Raw genomic sequence first — 19,726 nt, forward strand, 5'->3', positions numbered from 1 at the left:
CTCACGACGCTGACCGGAGTCACGGTTGTAGCCACCCTCACGGCGCTGACCGGAGTCGCGGTTGTATCCGCCCTCACGCCGAGGCGCGGAGTCGCGGTTGTAGCCGCCCTCACGCCGAGGCGCAGAGTCACGGCTATACCCGCCCTCACGGCGCTGACCGGAGTCACGGTTGTACCCGCCCTCACGACGCTGGCCGGAGTCACGGTTGTACCCTCCCTCACGACGAGGCGCAGCGGAGCGATCACCCGAAGGACGACTGCCGCGCGATCCCCTGTCGTCGTTGCGACGCGGGCGGCGCTCTTCGTCTTCCGGCATGATGATTCCTATCTGTAACGCGCTGTAAAACGCAAAATGGCCACCCAGCGTTGGGTGGCCATTTCACTAAAAGGAGTCCGGCGGTGTCCTACTCTCCCACAGGGTCCCCCCTGCAGTACCATCGGCGCTGTGAGGCTTAGCTTCCGGGTTCGGAATGTAACCGGGCGTTTCCCTCACGCTATGGCCGCCGAAACACTATTGATGTTTCAATCAAACACATAACAAAGTCATTGTTGTTATGCGGTTCTCGACCGTACATCGAGAACCACTCAGTGGACGCAAGCACCAACGAACGGTGTGTTATCAAGTCATCGGCTTATTAGTACCAGTCAGCTGCACACGTTACCGTGCTTCCACATCTGGCCTATCAACCCAGTAGTCTGGCTGGGAGCCTCTCACCCGAAGGTATGGAAGTCTCATCTTGAGGCCGGCTTCCCGCTTAGATGCTTTCAGCGGTTATCCATCCCGAACGTAGCTAATCAGCGGTGCTCCTGGCGGAACAACTGACACACCAGAGGTTCGTCCAACCCGGTCCTCTCGTACTAGGGTCAGATCCTCTCAAACTTCCTACGCGCGCAGCGGATAGGGACCGAACTGTCTCACGACGTTCTAAACCCAGCTCGCGTACCGCTTTAATGGGCGAACAGCCCAACCCTTGGGACCTACTCCAGCCCCAGGATGCGACGAGCCGACATCGAGGTGCCAAACCATGCCGTCGATATGGACTCTTGGGCAAGATCAGCCTGTTATCCCCGAGGTACCTTTTATCCGTTGAGCGACAGCGCTTCCACAAGCCACTGCCGGATCACTAGTCCCGACTTTCGTCCCTGCTCGACCTGTCAGTCTCACAGTCAAGCTCCCTTGTGCACTTACACTCGACACCTGATTGCCAACCAGGTTGAGGGAACCTTTGGGCGCCTCCGTTACTTTTTGGGAGGCAACCGCCCCAGTTAAACTACCCACCAGGCACTGTCCCTGAACCGGATTACGGTTCGAAGTTAGATATCCAGAGTGACCAGAGTGGTATTTCAACAATGACTCCACATGAACTGGCGTCCATGCTTCACAGTCTCCCACCTATCCTACACAAGCCACACCGAACACCAATACCAAGCTGTAGTAAAGGTCACGGGGTCTTTCCGTCCTGCTGCGCGTAACGAGCATCTTTACTCGTAATGCAATTTCGCCGAGTTCGCGGTTGAGACAGTTGGGAAGTCGTTACGCCATTCGTGCAGGTCGGAACTTACCCGACAAGGAATTTCGCTACCTTAGGATGGTTATAGTTACCACCGCCGTTTACTGGGGCTTAAATTCTCAGCTTCGCCTTGCGGCTAACCGGTCCTCTTAACCTTCCAGCACCGGGCAGGCGTCAGTCCGTATACATCGTCTTGCGACTTGGCACGGACCTGTGTTTTTAGTAAACAGTCGCTACCCACTAGTCTCTGCGGCCTCCAAACGCTTTCGGAGCAAGTCCTAATACGTCGAAGGCCCCCCTTCTCCCGAAGTTACGGGGGCATTTTGCCGAGTTCCTTAACCACGATTCTCTCGATCTCCTTGGTATTCTCTACCTGACCACCTGAGTCGGTTTGGGGTACGGGCGGCTAGAACCTCGCGTCGATGCTTTTCTCGGCAGCATAGGATCATCCACTTTTTATCCGCATCGTGTCTCAGCCTCATGAGAGACGGATTTGCCTATCTCTCGGCCTACGCACTTGCACCAGGACAACCATCGCCTGGCTTGGACTACCTTCCTGCGTCACACCTGTTAATACGCTAACCGCACCAGAACGGGGTCACGTGCTCCACCACCCGGTGGATCCCGAAGGATCCGGTGAGTGACTTCGGACGTTTAGCACTACTGGATTAGTTTGGGCGGTTCTTCGCCGGTACGGGAATATCAACCCGTTGTCCATCGACTACGCCTGTCGGCCTCGCCTTAGGTCCCGACTTACCCAGGGAAGATTAGCTTGACCCTGGAACCCTTGGTCTTTCGGAGGACGTGTTTCTCACACGTCTTTCGCTACTCATGCCTGCATTCTCACTCGTGTAGCCTCCACGGCTGGGTTACCCCGCCGCTTCGCTGGCCACACGACGCTCTCCTACCCATCAACACGGCTGGACCACGAAGGCCTACCAATAATGTCAATGCCACAACTTCGGTGGCGTGCTTGAGCCCCGTTACATTGTCGGCGCGGAATCACTTGACCAGTGAGCTATTACGCACTCTTTCAAGGGTGGCTGCTTCTAAGCCAACCTCCTGGTTGTCAGAGCAACTCCACATCCTTTCCCACTTAGCACGCGCTTTGGGACCTTAGTTGGTGGTCTGGGTTGTTTCCCTCTCGACTATGAAGCTTATCCCCCACAGTCTCACTGCTGCGCTCTCACTTACCGGCATTCGGAGTTTGGCTGACGTCAGTAACCTTGTAGGGCCCATCGGCCATCCAGTAGCTCTACCTCCGGCAAGAAACACGCAACGCTGCACCTAAATGCATTTCGGAGAGAACCAGCTATCACGAAGTTTGATTGGCCTTTCACCCCTATCCACAGCTCATCCCCTCAGTTTTCAACCTAAGTGGGTTCGGCCCTCCACGACGTCTTACCGTCGCTTCAGCCTGGCCATGGATAGATCACTTCGCTTCGGGTCTAGGACATGCGACTGAATCGCCCTATTCAGACTCGCTTTCGCTACGGCTACCCCACACGGGTTAACCTCGCCACATATCGCTAACTCGCAGGCTCATTCTTCAAAAGGCACGCTGTCACACCTACCAGGGGTGCTCCAACGGTTTGTAAGCAAACGGTTTCAGGTACTATTTCACTCCCCTCCCGGGGTACTTTTCACCTTTCCCTCACGGTACTTGTCCGCTATCGGTCATCTGGGAGTATTTAGGCTTATCAGGTGGTCCTGACAGATTCACACGGGATTTCACGGGCCCCGTGCTACTTGGGATACTCTTCGCGCCAAGAGAAGCATTTCGACTACGGGGTTGGCACCCTCTATGACCGGCCTTTCAAGACCGTTCGTCTATACCTTCTTGTAACGCCGCCATCTCGGCAGAAATGACTGAAAAGTCCCACAACCCCCAACGTGCAACGCCTGCCGGCTATCACACACGCTAGGTTTAGCCTGATCCGGTTTCGCTCGCCACTACTAACGGAATCGCGGTTGCTTTCTCTTCCTGTGGGTACTGAGATGTTTCACTTCCCCACGTTCCCTCTACCCGCCCTATATATTCAGGCGGGAGTCACTAGGTCGGCACGCCGCCCAGCGGGGTTTCCCCATTCGGACACCCTCGGATCAAAACTTGCTTATCAGTTCCCCGAGGCTTATCGCAGATTGCTACGTCCTTCTTCGGCTCCAGATGCCAAGGCATCCACCGTTTGCTCTTAAAGACTTGAAATCACATGAGTTCGAATCAAAAACCCGACCAGTCCGAAGACTGAATCAGAAATTGACTAATGATCTTTAAGATCATCTAACGCAACCAGCAAAAGCCGGTTGCAAGATGCTCGCGTCCACTGTGTAGTTCTCAAAGTACGGGCGGTACCCCTCCTCGCCTGCCCACCGGACAAACAACAAGAGGCCCAGAGTAACCGACTGCTCCCAACCCCCAACGGGGCTGAAGCGCATCCGGTCCCTCAGGACCCAACAGCGTGCAGGTGCGACCTCCGCCACCCTCCCCGTTCCCACCGCAAGCGGCGTACTAGAGAAAGACAACATCCTTCACACCATGTCAAATGTTCCACCCATGAGCTCCCAGCGAAGAACGTACGCCTTCGATCTGGGTTCTGGACCCCGAAGGGTCAGATGCTCCTTAGAAAGGAGGTGATCCAGCCGCACCTTCCGGTACGGCTACCTTGTTACGACTTAGTCCTAATTACCGATCCCACCTTCGACGGCTCCCTCCACAAGGGTTAGGCCACCGGCTTCAGGTGTTACCGACTTTCATGACTTGACGGGCGGTGTGTACAAGACCCGGGAACGTATTCACCGCAGCGTTGCTGATCTGCGATTACTAGCGACTCCGACTTCATGAGGTCGAGTTGCAGACCTCAATCCGAACTGGGACCGGCTTTTTGGGATTCGCTCCACCTCACGGTATTGCAGCCCTTTGTACCGGCCATTGTAGCATGCGTGAAGCCCAAGACATAAGGGGCATGATGATTTGACGTCATCCCCACCTTCCTCCGAGTTGACCCCGGCAGTATCCCATGAGTTCCCACCATTACGTGCTGGCAACATAGAACGAGGGTTGCGCTCGTTGCGGGACTTAACCCAACATCTCACGACACGAGCTGACGACAACCATGCACCACCTGTTTACGAGTGTCCAAAGAGTTGACCATTTCTGGCCCGTTCTCGTATATGTCAAGCCTTGGTAAGGTTCTTCGCGTTGCATCGAATTAATCCGCATGCTCCGCCGCTTGTGCGGGTCCCCGTCAATTCCTTTGAGTTTTAGCCTTGCGGCCGTACTCCCCAGGCGGGGAACTTAATGCGTTAGCTGCGTCACGGAATCCGTGGAATGGACCCCACAACTAGTTCCCAACGTTTACGGGGTGGACTACCAGGGTATCTAAGCCTGTTTGCTCCCCACCCTTTCGCTCCTCAGCGTCAGTTACGGCCCAGAGATCTGCCTTCGCCATCGGTGTTCCTCCTGATATCTGCGCATTCCACCGCTACACCAGGAATTCCAATCTCCCCTACCGCACTCTAGTCTGCCCGTACCCACTGCAGGCCCGAGGTTGAGCCTCGGGATTTCACAGCAGACGCGACAAACCGCCTACGAGCTCTTTACGCCCAATAATTCCGGATAACGCTTGCGCCCTACGTATTACCGCGGCTGCTGGCACGTAGTTAGCCGGCGCTTTTTCTGCAGGTACCGTCACTTTCGCTTCTTCCCTGCTAAAAGAGGTTTACAACCCGAAGGCCGTCATCCCTCACGCGGCGTTGCTGCATCAGGCTTTCGCCCATTGTGCAATATTCCCCACTGCTGCCTCCCGTAGGAGTCTGGGCCGTGTCTCAGTCCCAGTGTGGCCGGTCACCCTCTCAGGCCGGCTACCCGTCGACGCCTTGGTGAGCCATTACCTCACCAACAAGCTGATAGGCCGCGAGCCCATCCCCAACCGAAAAATCTTTCCAAACGCAGACCATGCGGTCACGTCACATATCCAGTATTAGACGCCGTTTCCAGCGCTTATCCCAGAGTCAGGGGCAGGTTGCTCACGTGTTACTCACCCGTTCGCCACTGATCCACCCAGCAAGCTGGGCTTCACCGTTCGACTTGCATGTGTTAAGCACGCCGCCAGCGTTCATCCTGAGCCAGGATCAAACTCTCCGTAAAAAAGAAATGCATACACCCCGGGGAAAAACCGGACTGCAGCGAGTTTGATGCTGACCAAAGAGATATTCATTGCTGACTATCCGTTGCCAACCCCACAAAGGAGGTCGGTCTTTGATCCAAAGGAATCTCATCCAGCCGAAGCTGAATCGAGGTTATTTGGCATTTGACAAGTGCACGCTGTTGAGTTCTCAAGGATCGGATGCTCCCACGACCCAGCCATCACAACCAGGCCCGCAGGGCAACTTCTCTATCTTACCCATCTCATCTCGCCTGTCAAATCGGCGTGTCGAGCGGATCGAGGATCCACTGCACAGCCGAAGCGGCCGTAGATGAGGTGGGTATCCCATCCTAGACGCAAGCGTCTGATCTCTCAAGAGAGAAGAAGGAGTGGGATTTGTTCTCCGCTTGAGGGGGGTGAGGCTCTCGGCCTCTCCGCTTCCCTGTGGGGCGAACAAGTAATAAGTTACGCGGATCCGGGAGGTCTGGCAAATCGGGGCCCACCGCCCGGGCGTGTCGCAGACGCCGACAGCTGGCATTCGTCCCGGTCAGCGGGGCTTTCGTCGCGCGACGCGCCGGGAATACGATCGAGCGCATGGGATCCCCCCTCCTCTCCCGCGTCTTGGCGGACCTCGACGAACCCGTCCTGCGGGCGCGGGCCGACACCATCGAGACGTCGACGGCACCGCTCGCGTCCCGCCTCGCCACCGGACTCCTCGCGTGGTCGAGCGTGACCGCCGCCTCCCTGCTGGCGGGGACCGGAGATGCGCTGCCCGACCCGGAGCGCACGGCCGTCGCCTACCGGAGCGAGCGCGTCCTGCGGATCGACGGCGCCGAACCGCCGGTGTGGGCTCCGTTGTCCGGGTTCTGGCGGACCGGCGACGGCTGGATCCGCACCCACGCGAACTATCCGCATCACGCCGCGCGCCTGTGCGCTGCCCTGCGACTGCCTCCCGCCGCCGCGCCGGACGACCTCGAGCGCGCACTCCTGCGGCTCCCCACCGACGAGATCCTCCGCGACCTCGCCGTCCACGGCGCGCTCGGCGTGAAGGTGTCGGCGGAGGATCCCGAGACGGACGCCCGGCTCCGCGACACTCCCCTCCTCGCAGTGAGCCACCGGCCCGGTGGCCACCGCCGCGCCCGGACCCTCCCCCGCGGTCATCGCTCGACCCCACGATCGAGGGACGCGCTTCCGCTCGACGGCATCCGCGTCGTCGACCTCACCCGCGTCATCGCGGGCCCGATCGCGACGCGCACGCTCGCCCTGTGGGGTGCGGATGTGCTGCGCGTCGATCCCCCGGGTCTTCCCGAACCCGAGTGGCAGCACCTCGACACCGGCCAGGGCAAGCGATCGACCGTGCTCGACGCCCGGTCCTCCCGCATGGAGGAACTGCTCGCCGCCGCGGACGTCGTCGTCCTGGGGTACCGCCCATCGGCGCTGACCCGCCTCGGGCTGGATGTCGAGTCGCTCGCGGACCGCCACCCCCATCTCGTCGTGGCCCAGCTCAGCGCCTGGGGGCTCGATCACCCGTCCCGCGCCGGTTTCGACAGCCTCGTCCAGGCGGAATCGGGGATCGCCTGGATCGAGTCACCCGACGGCTCACGCCCCGGAGCGCTCCCCGCACAGGCGCTCGACCACAGCGCCGGGTACCTCCTGGCCGCGGCGACCCTGTCGCTCGTCCGTCGACGGGAGCGCGAGGCCGGCACGTGGGCTGTGCGCACGTCGTTGCGCCGTATCGCTGCGGAACTGCTCGGGATGCCGCGGGCGGACGAGCCTCCCGCACTCCCGCCGATCGACTCTGCCCCGCACGTCGACCGGTTCGTGGTCGGCGGACGGGTCGTCACGACCGCGGCATCCGCGCTGCCCGGGAGGGACTACGCGCCGCCTCGTCCGTGGGGTCTCGATCAGCCCGCCTGGTGAGGGCGGCGCATCGCGAGCACCGGGCAGAGGACCAGCGTGATCGCCGCCCAGAGCGCGCACGCCGGGGGCAGCACCCGATAGGCGAGGTGCGCGACGGTGAAGTCCGCCGTCAGCGGCCCGAGCGCCGCGAGGCCACACACCCACGCCCCCGCGAGCAGGACGGGAAGCGACAGCCACCAGCTGAGGCGGACGGCCACCGGCGTCCGAGATGCGAAACCGATCCGCGGCGCGGTCCGACGCAGGCGCAGGACCGCCCAGATCCCGAGGATCGCAAGCCCGATCACGCTCGATCCGTGCTGCAGCCACTTGTAGCCGGGCAGGGGTCCCCACGCCTGCGCGAGTGCGGGGACGAGGTCCACGCCCCAGCGGCCCTCATGCGTGAACAGATCCCAGGCGATGTGGGAGAGCACGCCGAGCACCAGCGAGACCGCGAGCAGCACCGGGAACCCGCGTCGCTCCCCCCGGCCGACCGCTCGGCCCGCCGCGCTTACCCCGCCCTCGCTCCACTCCGACGGCAGCCGCCGCGCCAGCCACCCGGGCGCCAGGTCGAGCGACGCCGGACGGAGTACCACCCGCCAGACCAGGAAGAGCACGAAGGCGAGCAGAGCCGTCCAGACCACGTTCGCGAAGCCGTGCAGGAACGCGTAGTTCAGCCCGAACCCTCGCAGGAACAACGGGAGGTCCGGCGTCATCGCCCCGATCGCGATCGCCGCCGGCACGAGCGGGGTACGCACGAACGGCAGCGCCACGACCGCATGACTCGGCGTGAACGGCATCCGTCGACCTGCGGCGCCGGGATCAGGACGGGAAGACGCCGGCGAGCGTCTTCTTGCCTCGGCGCAGCACCGACACCCCACCGGGAAGGGTTCCCCGCACGGTCGCCGAGTCGTCGTCCACCCGCACGCCGTCGAGCGACACACCGCCCTGGGCGATGGCGCGGCGCGCTTCCGACAGGCTCGCCACGAGCCCGGTCGCCACGAGCGCCTCGACCACGGGCGACCCGCGCTCGACGGCGGCATGGGGCAGTTCCTCGAGCGCGGTGCGCAGCGTCGACGCGTCGAGCGTCGTCAGGTCGCCCTGGCCGAACAGCGCCTCGGACGCGGCGATCACCGCAGCCGCGGCGTCCTCTCCGTGGACCGTCGCCGTGACCTCGAGCGCCAGCCGCTTCTGAGCGGCACGACGGAAGGGCTCGGACTCGACGAGCGCGGCGTACTCCTCGATCTCGGCGCGGCTGAGGAACGTGAAGACCTTGAGGCGGTCGACCACATCGGCGTCGGCCGTGCCCAGCCAGAACTGGTACATGCGGTACGGGCTGCACATCTCGGCGTCGAGCCAGATGGCGTTGCCCTCGCTCTTGCCGAACTTCGTGCCGTCGCTGTTCGTGATCAGCGGGGTGCCGATCGCGTGCACGGACGCGCCCTCGACCCGGTGGATCAGATCGGTCCCGCTCGTGAGGTTGCCCCACTGGTCGGAGCCTCCGGTCTGGAGCACGCAGTCGTACTGGCGGAACAGCTCGAGGTAGTCCATGCCCTGCAGGATCTGGTAGCTGAACTCGGTGTAGCTGATGCCGGCGTCCGAGTTCAGACGCGCCGCGACGGCATCCTTCTTCAGCATCGTGCCCACGCGGTAGTGCTTGCCGATCTCACGCAGGAACTCGATGGCCGACATCGGCGCGGTCCAGTCGAGGTTGTTCACCATACGGGCGGCGTTGTCGCCCTCGAAGCTCAGGTAGCGCTCCACCTGTGCCCGCAGGCGGCCCACCCACTCGGCGACGGTCTCGGGCGTGTTGAGGGTGCGCTCGGCCGTCGGGCGCGGGTCGCCGATCAACCCGGTGGATCCGCCGACGAGGCCCAGCGGCTTGTGACCCGCGAGCTGGATGCGCCGCAGGGTCAGCAGCTGCACGAGGTTGCCGAGGTGCAGGCTCGGCGCGGTCGGGTCGAAGCCGCAGTAATACGTGATCGGATCCCCGGCGAGCAGGGCGCGCAGCGCCTCCTGGTCGGTGGACACGTGGACGAGGCCACGCCACACGAGCTCGTCCCACACGTTCTCGAACGTGGGGTCGATCGCCGGCGTCGCAGTCGTCAGAGCGGGATCAGACACGCGCTCCAGGCTATCAGCGCCCGGGGTGTCAGCTGTGCGCCGCCCACCACACGAGGAACGCCGCCCCGAGGGCGATGACCCAGCTCACCAGACTGCCCACCAGGAAGTACTCCGCCCGCGCCCCGGTCTCACCGTCTCGGGAGATCTCGGGGAAGCGCACGATGCCCTTCGCGGCGAGCATCGCCGCGAGCAGCGGATACGCGGCTGCCAGGGTGAGCAGCAGCACGAGCAGCCGCTCGAGCGGTCCGATGAGCCGGCCGCCCTGGAACGCGCCCCGTCGGTCGAGCGCGGGAGCGGATGCCGTCGCCGGCGCGGTCGCCACGGGCTCCGTCGCCGGTGTATCCGTCACCGGGGTCTCCGTCACTGCCGCAGCCGTGTCGGGGATCTGCTCGGTCGGACGCCACGTGTGCTCGCCGTCCAGCGCGGCACGGACGACGAGATTGGAGGATTCGAGCAGGAAGGCCGCGACGCCGAGCGCCAGGACGGCCAGATCGAACGAGAGGGGGCCCCAGGGGGACTCCAGGCGCCAGACCTCGCCGACCAGGCCGCTCCCTCCCCGGTCTCCTCCGACGACGACCGCGACGACGCTGACCGCGGCGAGTGCGACGGCCGGCCAGAACCCCGCGCGCGCGGGACGGTCGTCGGGCATGCTCCACACCCAGAGGGCGCCGGCGGCGAGCGCCGCGACCATGGGCAGGAGCGCGTCGGCGACGCTTCCGAGCAGCAGGAGGAGGACGGCGACGACGAGGTACCCGATCCACCGCCGCGGGGCGAAACGCCGCACCAGGTCGGCGAGACCGACCGCGAGCAGGATCAGCCCGGTGAGGATCATGACGCTCCTCCTCGAAGGGCGGCCAGCCCGTCGATCACGGCCTGGGACCCCGCCCGTCGGAGCGACTTCGACACGCTCGGCTGCGTGATGCCCTCCTCGTCGGCGATCTCCTCCTGGGAGCGGCCGAGCAGTCGGCCGTACGTGAGACGCCGTTCGCGTTCGCTCATCGCTCCGACCAGCTCATCCCTCACGAGCAGGTAGGCGTTGGACGCGCGGATCGTGGACTCCATGACCTCAGTCTGCTCCGGGGCGCCGACAATCCAGCTCCGCGACCGCGGGACGGCGCGTCGCTCGCGGGCGTGCGCGATCTCGATGGCCTCGCGCGCTGCCCACCAGCCAGGACCGTCCGACAGATCCGTGTGCGCCGAGTCGACGGCGCGGATGTCGCCGACGCCGATGCCGAACCGGAAGCCGACGCCGTCCGGCAGGGCGAGCTGGATCATCAGCAGCGCGGCGAGGGCGTCGGCGAGCTGCGGGTAGACGCCCTGCTGCTCGTCGCCGACCGTCGGGGTGAGCGGCTGGACGGCCGACGGTGCCTCCGCCTCCACCCGTGCGATCGTGCGCTCCAACGTGCGCTGGGCTGCGGTCCGGTCGCGGAGGGACCGGGAGCCGACGATGTCGGCGATCACTGCGATGACCATGGGATAACCATATCAGGAATATGTCGGGTTTATGCCCAAATGGGCTATAGTCTCGGAATATGCCGGATACGCACATGATCCCGTGGACCGCGGGAACCTGGACCCGTCGCCCGATCACCATCGCCGAACACGACGGAGCACTCGTCGCCGCCGCGGCCGAGGGAAGCGATGCGTGGCGTCACACCGCCTACGGCTTCGTGCATGCAGACGAGCACGCGCTCCTCGCTCCCCTCGGCGTCGGCGAGGCCATGGAGGTCACCTTCCGTGCGCCGTGGAGCGGCCAGTTCGATCAGGCCGGGATCCTCCTCCGCGCGGACGCGGAGAACTGGGTGAAGGCGGGCATCGAGTTCGCCGACGGGCACCTGGGAGTCGGCGCCGTCGTCACGCGGGGCAGCTCCGACTGGTCCCTCGGCCGAGCCGACGACTGGATGGGGTCGGACATCACCGTCCGCCTCAGCCGCTGGCCGGATGCCGTCATCGTGCGGGCGCGCGCCGAGCACGCGGAGTGGCGCCTGGTGCGGGTGGCCCCGTTCGACGGCGCGGCGCCGGCCTCCGCCGGTCCGCTCCTGGCGGCACCCACCCGCGCGGGCCTCACCGTGACCTTCACCCGCTGGGTGCGGACCGCCGCCGACGCCGCGCTGCACTGACGTCGGAAGCGGTCGTCCTCGGCGGACTCAGAGACCGAGGGCGTGGGCCGCGGCCTGCGCCCGGGTGACGAGTTCGACACGCTGCTCGTCGACCCGCTCGGGAGCGGTGCCGCCGACCCCCGTGCGAGAGGCGACGGAGCCCTCGATGGTGAGCACCGCGCGGACCTCGGGGGTCAGATGCGGCGACACGCGGGCGAGCAGTTCGTCGGACGCATCCTCCAGACCGATGCCCTCCTCCTCGCAGGCGCGCACGAGCGCGCCGGAGATCTCGTGCGCGTCGCGGAAGGGCACGCGGCGCTTCACCAGCCATTCGGCCACATCGGTGGCGAGGGAGAAGCCCTGCGGCGCGAGCTCGGCCATCCGATCCGTGTCGAAGCGCAGGGTCGCGATCATCCCGGCGAACGCCGGGAGCACGACCTCGAGCGTCCGCACCGAGTCGAACACCGGCTCCTTGTCCTCCTGGAGGTCGCGATTGTAGGCCAGCGGAAGGCCCTTGAGCGTGGCGAGCAGACCGGACAGGTTGCCGATCAGGCGCCCCGACTTGCCGCGGGCGAGCTCGGCGATGTCGGGGTTCTTCTTCTGCGGCATGATGCTCGACCCGGTCGAGTAGGCGTCGTCGAGCGTGACGAAGCCGAACTCCCGGGTGTTCCAGAGGATGATCTCCTCCGCGAGGCGCGAGATGTCGACGCCGATCATCGCCGTGACGAAGGCGAACTCCGCGACGACGTCGCGGGCGGCGGTGCCGTCGAGCGAGTTCTCCGCCGGACGGTCGAGGCCCAGCTCCGCGGCCACGAGCGACGGATCGAGACCCAGCGTCGAGCCGGCCAGGGCTCCCCCGCCGTACGGGGAGACGCCGGCACGCCGACGCCAGTCGACCAGCCGTTCGAGCTCCCGCACGAGCGGCCACCCGTGTGCGAGGAGGTGGTGGGACAGCAGCACCGGCTGCGCGTGCTGCAGGTGCGTGCGCCCCGGAAGGATCGCATCGGAGTGCGCCTCGGCCTGCGCGACCAGCGCATCGATCACCCGGAGGATGTCGCGGGCGATGACGCTCGCATGGTCGATCAGATACAGCCGGATGAGGGTGGCGATCTGATCGTTGCGGCTGCGGCCGGCGCGCAGGCGCCCGCCGAGCTCGGGTCCGACCTCGGCGATCAGCGCCTGCTCCAGCGCGCCGTGCACGTCCTCATCGGTCGGCATCGGGCGGAGCGTCCCGTCCGCCACCTTGCGGGCGACCGCCTCCAGCCCCTCGCGCATCCGAGCGGCCTCCTCGGCCTCCAGGTAGCCCGCCGCCTCGAGCGCCGTCGCGTGGGCGAGCGATCCCGCGATGTCGTACGGAGCGAGGATCCAGTCGAAGTGGGTCGACCTGCTGAGCTCGGCCAGCTCCGCTGACGGGCCGCTGGCGAAGCGGGCGCCCCACAGGGCTCCCTCGTTCGTGCCCTCGTGCGTGCCGCCGGTCATGCGCCTGCTCCTTCACGTCGGGGGGCGTTCTGGCGGAGGAGCCAGACCAGGAGGGCCTTCTGCGCGTGGAGCCGGTTCTCGGCTTCGTCCCACACCACGCTGCGAGGCCCGTCGATGACCTCGGAGTCGACCTCGTAGCCGCGATCGGCCGGCAGACAGTGGATGAAGATCGCGTCCGGTCCGGCCAGCGCCATGGTCTCGCCGGTGACCTTGTAGCCGCCCAGGTCGCGGATGCGGGCGATCTTCTCCTCCTCCTTGCCCATCGAGACCCAGGTGTCGGTGACGATGACGTCGGCGCCGGCGGCCGCCTCGACCGGATCGGTGAGCAGCGTGATCGATCCGCCCGTCTCCGCCGCCCGGCGGTCGGCCGCCTCGACCACGTCGGCCCGCGGCGCATAGTCGGCCGGCGAGGCGATGCGCACGTGCATGCCCGCCGTGACGCCGGCGAGCGCGTAGGAGTGCGCCATGTTGCTGCGGCCGTCGCCGAAGAACGTGAGGGTCAGCCCGGCGAGATCGCCCTTGTGCTCGCGGATGGTCAGGAGGTCGGCGAGCAGCTGACAGGGGTGGAAGTCGTCGGAGAGCGCGTTGATCACGGGGACCCGGGTGCCGGCCGACATCTCCTCCAGTCCCGACTGGGCGTAGGTGCGCCAGACGATCGCGGCGACCTGGCGCTCGAGCACCCGCGCCGTGTCGGACGGGGTCTCCTTGCCGCCGAGCTGGCTGTTGGCCGTCGAGATGATCAGCGGCGAGCCGCCGAGGTCGGCGATGCCCACGGCGAAGGAGACGCGCGTGCGAGTGGACGACTTGTCGAAGATGACCGCCACGGTCTGCGGACCGGCGAGGCTCTTGTCGGCCCAGCGGTCCTTCTTCAACTCGATCGCCAGGTCGAGGATCTCGCTCTGCTCGGCGGGCGAGAGGTCGTCGTCGCGAAGGAGGTGGCGGGTCATGCGAGAACCTTTCCGGGGTGGGCGGAGTGCACATCGGCGAGCGCGGCGGCGAACAGCTCGCGGAACTCGGCGATCTCCGCATCGCCGATGGTGAGCGCCGGCGCGATGCGCACGGTCTCGGGGTTGGCGGCGTTCACGATCAGCCCGTGCCGTTGCGCCGCGGCCACGACCTCGCCGGCGACGGGTTCGCTCAGCGCGACGCCGATCAGCAGTCCCCGGCCGCGCACGCCGGTCACCAGGGGCGATCCGAGGTCGAGGATGGTCTCGCGCAGCTCGGTCCCGCGGCGTGCGGCGTTGTCGACCAGACCGGCGTCCTCGATCTCCGCGAGCACGGCGTCCGCGACGGCGGTGGCGAGCGGATTGCCCCCGAAGGTCGAGCCGTGCGACCCGGGCGTGAAGAGGTCGCTCGCGGCGCCGTAGGTCACCAGGGCGCCGATCGGGAACCCTCCCCCGATGCCCTTCGCGAGCGTGATCGCGTCCGGGGTGATGCCCTCGTGAGAGAAGCCGAACCAGCCGCCCGTGCGTCCGGCGCCGGTCTGGATCTCGTCGACGATGAGGAGCGCGCCGTGCGCGAGCGTGAGCGAGCGGGCCGCAGCCAGGTAGCCCTCGGGGAGCTCCACGACGCCGGCCTCCCCCTGGATCGGCTCGACGAAGACGGCCGCGACGCGATCGTCCAGAGCCTCCTCGAGCGCCTCGACGGTCGCCGGGATGTGCTCGACGCCGCCGGGCATCGGCTCGAACGGAGCCCGCATGGTCTGCTTCGCGGTCAGCGCGAGCGAGCCCATCGTGCGCCCGTGGAACCCGTTCTCCAGTGCGAGGATGCGCGGCCTCTCGGCGCCGCCGTGCAGGCGGGCGAGCTTGAAGGCGGCCTCATTGGCCTCGGCGCCGGAGTTCGAGAAGAAGACCCGGCCGCCGATCCCGGCACCGGCGAGCCGCTTGAGGCGCGCGGCGAGGGCGAGCTGCGGAGGCGTCGCGAAGTAGTTGGAGACATGGGCGAGCGTCGCCGCCTGCCGGGACACGGCCTCGACGAACACCGGGTGGGCGTGGCCCAGCGAGGTCACGGCGATGCCGGCGAGGAAGTCGAGGTGACGTCGGCCCTCGGAGTCCCACAGATAGGAGCCCTCGCCGCGGATCAGCAGCGCGAGGCGCTCTCCCGCGTTGAGGACGAGATCGCGGTCCGCGTCGTCCTGCCAGATGGTCATCCTGCCACCACTTCCGTTCCGATTCCTTTGCTGGTGAAGAGTTCGACGAGCACCGAGTGCGGCACGCGCCCGTCGATGATCGCCGCGGCGTCCACCCCGTTCTCGACCGCGTCGAGGCAGGCGCGCATCTTGGGGATCATGCCCGACTCGAGGCTCGGCAGCATGTCGACCAGAGCGGACGACGTCAGGTGCGAGACCAGGGAGTCGCGATTCGGCCAGTCCGCGTAGAGGCCGGGCACGTCCGTGAGGATCACGAGCTTGCGGGCGCCCAGCGCGATGGCGAGCGCGGCGGCCGCGGCATCCGCGTTGACGTTCAGCGTCTGACCCGGGTGGTCCAGATCGGGGGCGATGCTGGAGATCACCGGGATGCGTCCGGCGCTCAGGTGGTCGATGACCGCGGTCGGATCGACCTGCACCACATCGCCCACACGACCGAGGTCGACCTCCTCCCCGTCGATCACGACACCTCGGCGCCGCCCGCCGAACAGTCCGGCGTCCTCGCCGCTGAGACCCGTGGCGATCGGGCCGTGCGAGTTGATCTTCGACACCAGCTGCGGGTTCACCTGTCCCGTGAGGACCATGCGAACGACACCGATCGCCTCGGTGTTCGTCACCCGGTATCCGCCCTTGAACTCGCTCGGGATCTCGAGACGGCCGAGCATGTCGGAGATCTGCGGACCGCCGCCGTGGACGACGACCGGCTGCACGCCCACGTACCGGAGGTAGGCGATGTCCTGCGCGAACGCGTCCTGGAGCTCGTCCGAGACCATGGCGTTGCCGCCGTACTTGACGACCACGATCTGGTCGCGGAACGTCTTGAGCCACGGCAGGGACTCGATGAGGGTGGCGGCCTTCTGCGCGGCGACGTCGGCCGGGGTGTCCTGGATGTCGGTCATGAGGCGTACGCGCTGTTCTCGTGCACGTAGTCGTGCGTGAGGTCGTTCGTGAGGATCGTCGCCGTGGCGTCTCCCACGCGCAGGTCGACGACGAGGTGCGTCGCCCGCGGGGTCAGGTCGACCTCGTCGCGCGGCCGGTCGGGGCCGCCCGCCGTGCAGACGCGCACGCCGTTCATGACGACGTCGACGTCGTAGGGGTCGAAGCGCGCGGAGGTGGTGCCGATCGCGGCGAGCACGCGGCCCCAGTTCGGGTCGTTCCCGAAGATCGCCGCCTTGAAGAGGTTGTTGCGGGCGATGGAGCGCCCGACCTCCACGGCATCCTGCTCGGAGGCCGCGCCCCGGATTTCGATCGTGATGTCGTGGCTCGCTCCCTCGGCGTCTCCCTGGAGCTTCACGGCCAGCTCCTGGCACAGCCCCGAGAGCGCCGCCTGGAACGCCTCGATGTCGGGCCGGATCCCGCTCGCGCCGTTGGCGAGCAGCGTGACCTGGTCGTTGGTCGACATGCATCCGTCGGAGTCGAGCCGGTCGAACGTGACCCCCGTCGCCGCGCGCAGCGCCGCATCGGCCTCGAGGGGCTCCAGGTCGGCGTCCGTCGTGAGCACGACGAGCATGGTGGCCAGCCCGGGTGCGAGCATGCCCGCCCCCTTCGCCATCCCGCCGATCGTCCAACCGTCGCGGGTGACGACCGCCGTCTTGGCGACGGTGTCGGTGGTCATGATGGCCTCGGCCGCCTGGTCGCCGCCCTGTGCGCTGAGCGCGGTGATCGCGGCCTCCGTGCCGGCGAGGACCTTGCTGCGGAACACCTCGTCGCCGGTGCCGATCAGCCCGGTGGAGCACACGAGCACGTCGCCGGCGCTCACCCCGAGGAGCTCGCCGGCCTTCTCGGCCGTCTGATGCGTCGTCTGGAACCCGAAGGCCCCGGTGAAGCAGTTGGCGCCGCCGGAGTTCAGGACGATCGCCTCGACGACCCGATCGGCCACCGCCTGCTGCGACCAGATGATCGGGTTCGCCTTGGCCCGGTTGCTCGTGAAGACCGCCGCGCCGACCTTGCGGGGTCCGCGGTTGACGACGACCGCGACGTCGGGCCTGCCGGTCGACTTCAGACCGGCGGCCACGCCGGCCGCCTCGAATCCTGCGGGGGCGGTGACGCTCACGGGGCGACTCCGTTCACTGAGAGGGCGCGGTCCTCGGGGAGGCCGAGCGCGATGTTCATGGACTGGATGGCGGCGCCGGCGGTGCCCTTGACGAGGTTGTCGACGGCGGTGATGACCGTGACGCGCCCGGCTGCCCGGTCGATCGCGAGGCCCATCAGCGCGGTGTTCGCCCCGATCACGTCGGCGGTGCGCGGGAAGCTCCCCGCCGGCAGGACCTGGACGAACGTCTCGTCGCCGTATCCGCGCTCCCAGGCCGCGCGGATCTCCTCGTCCGACGCGCCGCCGGCGATCGGGGCGCTGCACGTGGCGAGGATGCCGCGGGCCATCGGCACGAGGACGGGCGTGAAGGAGACACGGATGCCGTCGGCATCCGACGCTTCCGTCGAGGGCAGGGCGGCCGCGAGCGCCTGACGGATCTCCGGGATGTGCCGGTGCGTGCCGCCCACGGCGTAGGGGTTCGCCGATCCGAGGATCTCGCTCGCCAGCAGGTTCGTCTTGAGGCTCTTGCCCGCACCAGACGGTCCCACCGCGAGCACGGCCACGATGTCGCCGGGATCGATCACGCCGGCCGCGACGCCGGGGGCGAGACTGAGGCTCACGGTCGATGCGTTGCATCCCGGCGCGGCGATGCGCGTCGCCGCCCGCAGCACCTCGCGCTGCCGGCCCGGTCCCACCGGAAGCTCCGGCACCCCGTATGCCCAGGGTTCGTGGAAGTCGCCGCCGTAGAAGGCGTCCCACGCCTGCGGGCTGGTGAGGCGGTGGTCCGCCCCCGCGTCGATGACGAGCGGGGTGTCGCCGAGTGCGTCGGTGTACTGACCGGACTGGCCGTGCGGAAGGGCGAGGAAGACGATGTCGTGCCCGGACAGTGTCTCGGGCGTCGTGTCCTGCAGGGTGAGGTGGGCGAGCGAGCGGAGATGCGGCTGGTGCTCGACGAGCGGCTGTCCGGCGTTCGAATGCGCGGTCACGGTGCGGATCTCGATGTCGGGATGCGCCGCGAGGAGGCGGAGGATCTCGCCGCCCGCGTAGCCGGATGCGCCGGAGACGGCGACGGAGTACGTCATGCTTCTACCTTAACGGTCGGGGCTGTCGGGGACCGGGGCGGCGACACCGGTGCTCGACGGCCGCTCGCCGTAAGGGCGGGCCGGAGCGCGGGGTCGCCTAGCGTCGGCGGTCGCGACGACGTCGGCGCACCGGGACGACGCTCGGGACGAGCGTCGGGAAGGCGGTGGCGGCCGAAGGCATGCCGCGACGATAGCGCGGGCGCGACGGCATCCGCAAATCCCGCCCGCGTCTCACGCGCCGAGGGGCGCCAGCAACTCGACCTCCTGCTGCCGGGTCAGCCCCGCACGTCGCGGGCGGTCGATCCCGCGCGCGACCTCGTCGTCGCACACGTCGGCCACCGTCTCGACGAGAGGACGGAGACGTCCGCCGTCGGCCGTGTATCGCGCATGGGAGCGGGTCGCGAAACCGGGCATGTCCGGCGGGAGCCACAGCGGCAGCGAGCGCTCCCCCATCCAGTACTCGACGTCGCGATCGCGCAGCCATCCCTCGGCCGCCTCGATGACGCGGCCGCGGTGACCCGTCGCCTGACGGAAAAGCTGCACCACCTCGGCCAGCGGGTGGGGATCGCCGACGGCGTTCACGGGACCGGACGCCCGCGCGTGCACGATGTACGCCGCGAGATCGTCGACGTGGATCACCTGCGTGAAGCGTCCGTCGAGCGGCGGGAGGAGCACCGGACCGCTGCCGGCGCGGAGGAATGCCGCCGCCCAGTAGCCGAAGCGGTCGCTGGGATCCCCGGCGCCGACGATGAGTCCCGGCCGCACGACGAGGGCGCGGTCCCCGAGGGCGGAGACGGCGTCCTCCGCGGCGACCTTCTCCCGGCCGTAGTCGCCCTGCTCGTCCGGGAGCGCCGGCGGATGCCGCGGCGCCGACTCGTCCGCCCCCACGGCGGCGTCGTCGGCGTAGACCGAGAGCGACGACACGTACGTCCACCGGCGCGCGCGGCCGCCCAGCGCGTCGACCGCCCGCGCGACGTGCACGGCGCGCGACGAGACGTCGACCACGTGGTCCCAGTCGCCCGCGGGGACGCCGGCGTAGGCGTCGGGAAGCTCGCGATCACCGCGGACATGCGCGACGCCCGGCGGCATCGGCCGCTCCCCGCGCGTCAGGCAGGTCACGTCCGCGCCCGCCGCCGACCACCTCCGGGCGACGCGTCCGGACAGCCACCCGCTGCCCCCGAGGATCAGCACCTTCGTCATGCCTCCATGCCAC

13 protein-coding genes and 3 rRNA genes are annotated in these 19,726 nt (G+C 67.0%); 2 read left to right on the plus strand and 14 right to left on the minus strand.

Features of this window, described 5'->3' with window-relative positions:
- Nucleotides 1-390 precede the first annotated feature (390 nt).
- The 3 genes from rrf to AB3M82_RS12630 form a co-directional block, all read right to left on the minus strand.
- A 5S ribosomal RNA gene (gene rrf / locus AB3M82_RS12620) occupies nt 391-507 on the minus strand.
- Between the two features lie 107 nt (nt 508-614).
- Nucleotides 615-3,716: ribosomal RNA gene (locus AB3M82_RS12625) — 23S ribosomal RNA — on the minus strand.
- Nucleotides 3,717-4,134: 418 nt separating this feature from the next.
- Nucleotides 4,135-5,657: ribosomal RNA gene (locus tag AB3M82_RS12630) — 16S ribosomal RNA — on the minus strand.
- The 16S, 23S and 5S rRNA genes sit together here, the layout of an rRNA operon.
- 592 nt (nt 5,658-6,249) lie before the next feature.
- On the opposite strand from AB3M82_RS12630, the gene AB3M82_RS12635 reads away from it, so the two are divergent.
- On the plus strand, nt 6,250-7,575 hold the full coding sequence (locus tag AB3M82_RS12635) for a CoA transferase (RefSeq protein WP_412958291.1): 1,326 nt from the start codon (nt 6,250-6,252) through the stop codon (nt 7,573-7,575).
- Here AB3M82_RS12635 and AB3M82_RS12640 read toward each other — a convergent pair.
- From AB3M82_RS12640 to AB3M82_RS12655, 4 genes are read right to left on the minus strand one after another with little or no spacing between them, the layout of a single operon-like run.
- A complete protein-coding gene (locus AB3M82_RS12640; RefSeq protein ID WP_412958292.1) occupies nt 7,560-8,351 on the minus strand; it encodes a DUF4184 family protein in 792 nt (263 codons plus the stop codon). The genes AB3M82_RS12635 and AB3M82_RS12640 overlap by 16 nt on opposite strands.
- A gap of 22 nt (nt 8,352-8,373) precedes the next feature.
- Nucleotides 8,374-9,675, minus strand: coding sequence for a tyrosine--tRNA ligase (tyrS, locus tag AB3M82_RS12645; protein ID WP_412958293.1), 1,302 nt, complete (start codon nt 9,673-9,675; stop codon nt 8,374-8,376).
- Between the two features lie 28 nt (nt 9,676-9,703).
- Nucleotides 9,704-10,507, minus strand: a complete 804-nt coding sequence (locus tag AB3M82_RS12650) for a hypothetical protein (protein WP_412958294.1) — start codon at nt 10,505-10,507, stop codon at nt 9,704-9,706.
- On the minus strand, nt 10,504-11,148 hold the full coding sequence (locus tag AB3M82_RS12655) for a SatD family protein (protein ID WP_412958295.1): 645 nt from the start codon (nt 11,146-11,148) through the stop codon (nt 10,504-10,506). The genes AB3M82_RS12650 and AB3M82_RS12655 overlap by 4 nt, the downstream gene beginning before the upstream one ends.
- Before the next feature lie 59 nt (nt 11,149-11,207).
- Between AB3M82_RS12655 and AB3M82_RS12660 the strand changes: the two genes are divergently transcribed.
- Nucleotides 11,208-11,795, plus strand: a complete 588-nt coding sequence (locus AB3M82_RS12660) for a DUF1349 domain-containing protein (protein ID WP_412958296.1) — start codon at nt 11,208-11,210, stop codon at nt 11,793-11,795.
- A 27-nt stretch (nt 11,796-11,822) separates the two neighbouring features.
- Here the strand turns inward: AB3M82_RS12660 and argH are convergent, their stop codons facing one another.
- The 7 genes from argH to AB3M82_RS12695 all read right to left on the minus strand — a co-directional run bounded on the left by argH (nt 11,823) and on the right by AB3M82_RS12695 (nt 19,713).
- Complete coding sequence (argH, locus tag AB3M82_RS12665; RefSeq protein ID WP_412958297.1) at nt 11,823-13,253, minus strand: argininosuccinate lyase; 1,431 nt, start codon at nt 13,251-13,253, stop codon at nt 11,823-11,825.
- A complete protein-coding gene (gene argF, locus AB3M82_RS12670; protein ID WP_412958298.1) occupies nt 13,250-14,200 on the minus strand; it encodes an ornithine carbamoyltransferase in 951 nt (316 codons plus the stop codon). The genes argH and argF overlap by 4 nt, the downstream gene beginning before the upstream one ends.
- Entirely contained in the window at nt 14,197-15,402 is a 1,206-nt protein-coding gene (locus AB3M82_RS12675; RefSeq protein WP_412958299.1) for an acetylornithine transaminase, read from the minus strand. Before AB3M82_RS12675 ends, argF begins: the two co-directional genes overlap by 4 nt.
- A complete protein-coding gene (argB, locus tag AB3M82_RS12680; protein WP_412958300.1) occupies nt 15,399-16,298 on the minus strand; it encodes an acetylglutamate kinase in 900 nt (299 codons plus the stop codon). The genes AB3M82_RS12675 and argB overlap by 4 nt, the downstream gene beginning before the upstream one ends.
- The gene (gene argJ / locus AB3M82_RS12685) at nt 16,295-17,452 is read right to left on the minus strand and encodes a bifunctional glutamate N-acetyltransferase/amino-acid acetyltransferase ArgJ (RefSeq protein ID WP_412958301.1); all 1,158 of its coding nucleotides are present in this window, start codon (nt 17,450-17,452) and stop codon (nt 16,295-16,297) included. The genes argB and argJ overlap by 4 nt, the downstream gene beginning before the upstream one ends.
- On the minus strand, nt 17,449-18,513 hold the full coding sequence (gene argC, locus AB3M82_RS12690) for an N-acetyl-gamma-glutamyl-phosphate reductase (protein ID WP_412958302.1): 1,065 nt from the start codon (nt 18,511-18,513) through the stop codon (nt 17,449-17,451). The genes argJ and argC overlap by 4 nt, the downstream gene beginning before the upstream one ends.
- 231 nt (nt 18,514-18,744) lie before the next feature.
- Complete coding sequence (locus AB3M82_RS12695; protein WP_412958303.1) at nt 18,745-19,713, minus strand: NAD-dependent epimerase/dehydratase family protein; 969 nt, start codon at nt 19,711-19,713, stop codon at nt 18,745-18,747.
- Nucleotides 19,714-19,726: the final 13 nt, after the last annotated feature.

This window comes from Microbacterium californiense (genome assembly GCF_047246625.1).
In the GTDB taxonomy this organism is placed as follows: Bacteria; Actinomycetota; Actinomycetes; order Actinomycetales; family Microbacteriaceae; genus Microbacterium.

Bases quoted from the DNA above. Each gene is read 5' to 3' on its own strand.
- argB (WP_412958300.1), bottom strand. From the start codon at position 16,298: ATGACCGACATCCAGGACACCCCGGCCGACGTCGCCGCGCAGAAGGCC.
- AB3M82_RS12655 (WP_412958295.1), bottom strand. From the start codon at position 11,148: ATGGTCATCGCAGTGATCGCCGACATCGTCGGCTCCCGGTCCCTCCGC.
- argH (WP_412958297.1), bottom strand. From the start codon at position 13,253: ATGACCGGCGGCACGCACGAGGGCACGAACGAGGGAGCCCTGTGGGGC.
- AB3M82_RS12675 (WP_412958299.1), bottom strand. From the start codon at position 15,402: ATGACCATCTGGCAGGACGACGCGGACCGCGATCTCGTCCTCAACGCG.
- AB3M82_RS12640 (WP_412958292.1), bottom strand. From the start codon at position 8,351: ATGCCGTTCACGCCGAGTCATGCGGTCGTGGCGCTGCCGTTCGTGCGT.
- AB3M82_RS12695 (WP_412958303.1), bottom strand. From the start codon at position 19,713: ATGACGAAGGTGCTGATCCTCGGGGGCAGCGGGTGGCTGTCCGGACGC.
- AB3M82_RS12650 (WP_412958294.1), bottom strand. From the start codon at position 10,507: ATGATCCTCACCGGGCTGATCCTGCTCGCGGTCGGTCTCGCCGACCTG.
- argC (WP_412958302.1), bottom strand. From the start codon at position 18,513: ATGACGTACTCCGTCGCCGTCTCCGGCGCATCCGGCTACGCGGGCGGC.
- argF (WP_412958298.1), bottom strand. From the start codon at position 14,200: ATGACCCGCCACCTCCTTCGCGACGACGACCTCTCGCCCGCCGAGCAG.
- AB3M82_RS12660 (WP_412958296.1), top strand. From the start codon at position 11,208: ATGCCGGATACGCACATGATCCCGTGGACCGCGGGAACCTGGACCCGT.
- AB3M82_RS12635 (WP_412958291.1), top strand. From the start codon at position 6,250: ATGGGATCCCCCCTCCTCTCCCGCGTCTTGGCGGACCTCGACGAACCC.